This window comes from Fulvivirga imtechensis AK7 (assembly GCF_000331535.1).
In the GTDB taxonomy this organism is placed as follows: Bacteria; Bacteroidota; Bacteroidia; order Cytophagales; family Cyclobacteriaceae; genus Fulvivirga; species Fulvivirga imtechensis.
This window is the reverse complement of the sequence record NZ_AMZN01000058.1, coordinates 1-3256: the sequence shown is the minus strand read 5'-3', so window position 1 is coordinate 3256 and position 3256 is coordinate 1. Positions and strand designations below refer to the sequence as shown.

Annotated in this window: 5 protein-coding genes; all 5 read right to left on the bottom strand. The window is 41.8% G+C overall.

All coding sequences use genetic code 11. The features are described from left to right. Positions 1-166: 166 nt before the first annotated feature. Positions 167-796, bottom strand: a complete 630-nt coding sequence (locus C900_RS17870; protein WP_009581537.1) for a YdeI/OmpD-associated family protein — start codon at positions 794-796, stop codon at positions 167-169. A gap of 39 nt (positions 797-835) precedes the next feature. After that, complete coding sequence (locus C900_RS17865) at positions 836-1417, bottom strand: YdeI/OmpD-associated family protein (RefSeq protein ID WP_009581536.1); 582 nt, start codon at positions 1415-1417, stop codon at positions 836-838. 3 nt (positions 1418-1420) lie between these two features. Further along, positions 1421-1807 carry a DoxX family protein gene (locus C900_RS17860; RefSeq protein ID WP_009581535.1) on the bottom strand — a complete coding sequence of 129 codons (387 nt, stop codon included), beginning with the start codon at positions 1805-1807 and terminating at the stop codon, positions 1421-1423. 156 nt (positions 1808-1963) lie between these two features. Continuing rightward, entirely contained in the window at positions 1964-2440 is a 477-nt protein-coding gene (locus tag C900_RS17855; protein ID WP_009581534.1) for an SRPBCC family protein, read from the bottom strand. A 6-nt stretch (positions 2441-2446) separates the two neighbouring features. After that, positions 2447-2770 carry an ArsR/SmtB family transcription factor gene (locus C900_RS17850; protein WP_009581533.1) on the bottom strand — a complete coding sequence of 108 codons (324 nt, stop codon included), beginning with the start codon at positions 2768-2770 and terminating at the stop codon, positions 2447-2449. Between the last annotated feature and the right edge of the window lie 486 nt (positions 2771-3256).

Here is a 3256-nt window from a genome sequence, read left to right as displayed (position 1 = left end):
AGAGCATCTTATTTTTATTATCTAGTAATTAGCCAAAGTCAAGACCCGGGGCTTCACCCCGGGCTACAAAGATTTGGCCCCTCTGGGCTATATTTTCTTTTAAGTTAACGGCAATGGTGGCAAGCCCGGGACAGGTGCGATGACGACAAAAGTTTTCTTAGTGACACTAGCAGTACTTATCATCATAAAGCCCCTTTCCGGCTAGTATCTGCGGTATGCATTTTTCAATCCTGGATACCCTGGTTTTGGATTGTTTGGGTTGTGAAAAATGAAGGATATAACCTCTTTGGCGGCCTGGAGTCAATGCTTCAAAAGCAGCTTTCAGGTCAGGGTTTTCATTCAGGGCAATTTCAAGTTCTTCAGGCATAGGCCCCGGATCTTTTTTGAAATTTACTTTCAATCCAGCCTTTTCCACTTCAATGGCTTCATAAATATATGCTTTCAGGGCGTGCTCCATCTCAATGATCTGCCTAACATCGGTAAACCGAATAACACGATCGGCTTGTGTGTTCTCCCCGGGCTTGTCGAGAATGCCTTCGGTATCATTTAACAGGGCGCCTTTGAAAAAACTAATCACACAAGACTCCTTCAATGCAGCTACCATTGCTACATTGCTATGTTTAAAGGTGTAGCAAGGGGCGCCCCACTTTAATTCTTCGGTGAGTCCACACTCAAGAACGATCATCCGCAATTTCTTCAGTTCCTTTTGCCAGTTATGGACTTTACAATTGGGTGTACCTCCCAAAGGGCAACGACCGCAGCCTTCAGCAAGGTAGTTATCAATCTTAGGATTCATGTTGCACTTTTAATTGTATTAAACACTGTAATGTAAATTTTACCGATCTTTCAATCCCTTTCCTTCAAAAATTTGCGGTATGCATTTTTCAATTCTCGATACCCTGGTTTTAGATTGCTTAGGTTGTGAGAAATGAAGCAGATAACCTCTCTGTCGCCCGGGTGTCAATGCCTCAAAAGCAGCCTTCAGATCAGGGCTTTTATTCAGCGCCTCTCGAAATTCCTCAGGCATGTCAAACTCTGACGTCCTCTTAAATTGTACTTTCAGTCCAGCCTTTTCTACTTCGATGGCCTCATAAATATAAGCTTTCAGGATAGCTTCCATCTCCACTATTTCCCCAACATTGGTAAACCTGATCTGACGAGCCGACTGTACATTTTCTGTTTGCTGAATTAAAATACCATGGTCATCGCTCAACAAGGCGCCTTTATGAAACAGAAGTGCACAGTATTCGTTAAATCCGTGTATTAGCACAATATTGCTTTTCTGAAACGTATAACACGGAACACCCCACTTCAACTCTTCGGTCAGTCCGCAGTCAAGAACTATCGTTCTCAAGTGCTTATATTCTATTTTCCACTCTTTGGCTTTATTGAAAAAGAAATCAACTTTAGGATTCATAATTTATTTGGTTTGGACTGCAATGATCTTTCTATCTGACGGTCTGAAATACCAGGATACCGCTGTTAGGGTTAGTAACAATGCCGGGCCAAAAAGTTCCATGGAGGGATCTCCGCTTGCCAAATGAGAGATAATTGCCCCTGACATCATGAAGAAAAAGCCTGCATAAGCCCATTCCTTGATCAAAGGAAACTTTGGGACTAGCACAGCCACAACGCCCAACATTTTACATATTCCCAGTATAGTCATTAAATAAAGAGGATACCCCAACGTGGTAAAATTATCAACTTCTTCCTCCATTTTTATTAACTGTACAATACCTGTAGATACCATCCCCAGCGCCAGCCAGAGGGTGGAGATCCAATAGATGATCTTGTTTCTCTTTTTCATCTTTACATAGTTAATGTGTGTAAGAAAACTCTAAGTGCGTTAAGAAAATATTCCCGCCAATTGGCGTACCAAGTATTAAGACCCGAGAGTCTCATTTTTGTCGTTTAATGTCCGGCAGCTTATAGCTTGAGGCTTAAAGCCTGTGACTCTCCATCTCTACTGCTTTTGCCATATTTGGCTTACGATCTTTTGCAGTTGGTTATGCGCCATATTTATACCTTGTGCAAAAGGCATTTTCAGTAGCTCATTTCTATCCGCTACTGACTTAAATATCATATGCATGCTGAATTTACTGGTGTTGGCCGTCAGTTTCTCAAATTCCAGGAATTCCAAGTGAACAGGAAACGGCGTATTCTCCATTTCAAAAGTCCGGGTGATTTTCCTGTTCGGAACGAACTCATGGATCACTCCGTTGGCCCGAAATACTACATTCCCGTTGGCATCAGAAGTTTCGAATTGCCAGCTTCCATGCTTTTTATTTTCCAGCTTCAGTACTTTCGTTCCCATCCATTGTTCAACAATTTCAGGTTCGACATATGCTCTAAAAAGTAGCTCCAATGGTAGATCAAACTCCCTTGTTATTAGCAATTCCTGCTTGCCTTCTTCGGCATGAATTTTCGTTTTTAGTTCCATGTACTTCTATTTATTTCCGGGATAATTTTTCATGATGTTTTCCAATTTGTTAAATCTATCATCCCACATTTTGCGGAATGGCTCAACAAAATCTGCTATTTCCTTCAACTTTTTGGGGTTTAGGTGATAGTATATCTCTCTGCCATTTTGCTCCTGACCAAGTATTTCACACTCAGTGAGGATTTGAATGTGCCTGGAAATCGTTTGCCGAGATGAATCAAAATTTTCAGCTATCGCCCCCGGTGTCATGGCATGGAGGGCGACCAATGTAATAATCGCTCTGCGTGTGGGATCAGCTATCGCTTGAAATACATCTCTTCTTAATTCCATTTTATGCAGCTATTTGACTGCAAATATATATGCAGTCATTTGACTGCGCAAGAGATTTGCGATTTTTTTCCCAGAGGGGGTATAACCACAGAGGAAACGGAGGAGAAAACAGAGAGAAATCTCCCGGTTGATTTTTAGTACCGACTTTTAAATTGTAGGGCGTGTTGAACTTCCCGACATCCCCTTCTCTACATCGGGCAGGTTTCTCGTCCAGGTTGAAATACAAAAAAGAAGTGTCTCAAAAGCCAAAATTTAATTTTAACAGTCATTCTGACAAAAGAAGAACTTTCCTAAGATTGTGAATTCTGCCTTTAAAACTGAGTAAGATCCCTCGTTGCCTCGGCATGACTTTGGCTTTTGAGACACCTTCTATAATAGGGGTCCTACTGGACTTCCCGATATCCGCTCCGCTACATCGGGACTGGCTTCTCGTCCTTTACGGTTAAAGAAAAAAGCATAGACAAGCTATGCTTTGGATGTGGGTCC

Coding starts and splice junctions, on each gene's coding strand:
- C900_RS17870 (WP_009581537.1), bottom strand. CDS start 796: ATGAATCCTAAGATTGATAACTACCTTGCTGAAGGCTGCGGTCGTTGC.
- C900_RS17855 (WP_009581534.1), bottom strand. CDS start 2,440: ATGGAACTAAAAACGAAAATTCATGCCGAAGAAGGCAAGCAGGAATTG.
- C900_RS17865 (WP_009581536.1), bottom strand. CDS start 1,417: ATGAATCCTAAAGTTGATTTCTTTTTCAATAAAGCCAAAGAGTGGAAA.
- C900_RS17860 (WP_009581535.1), bottom strand. CDS start 1,807: ATGAAAAAGAGAAACAAGATCATCTATTGGATCTCCACCCTCTGGCTG.
- C900_RS17850 (WP_009581533.1), bottom strand. CDS start 2,770: ATGGAATTAAGAAGAGATGTATTTCAAGCGATAGCTGATCCCACACGC.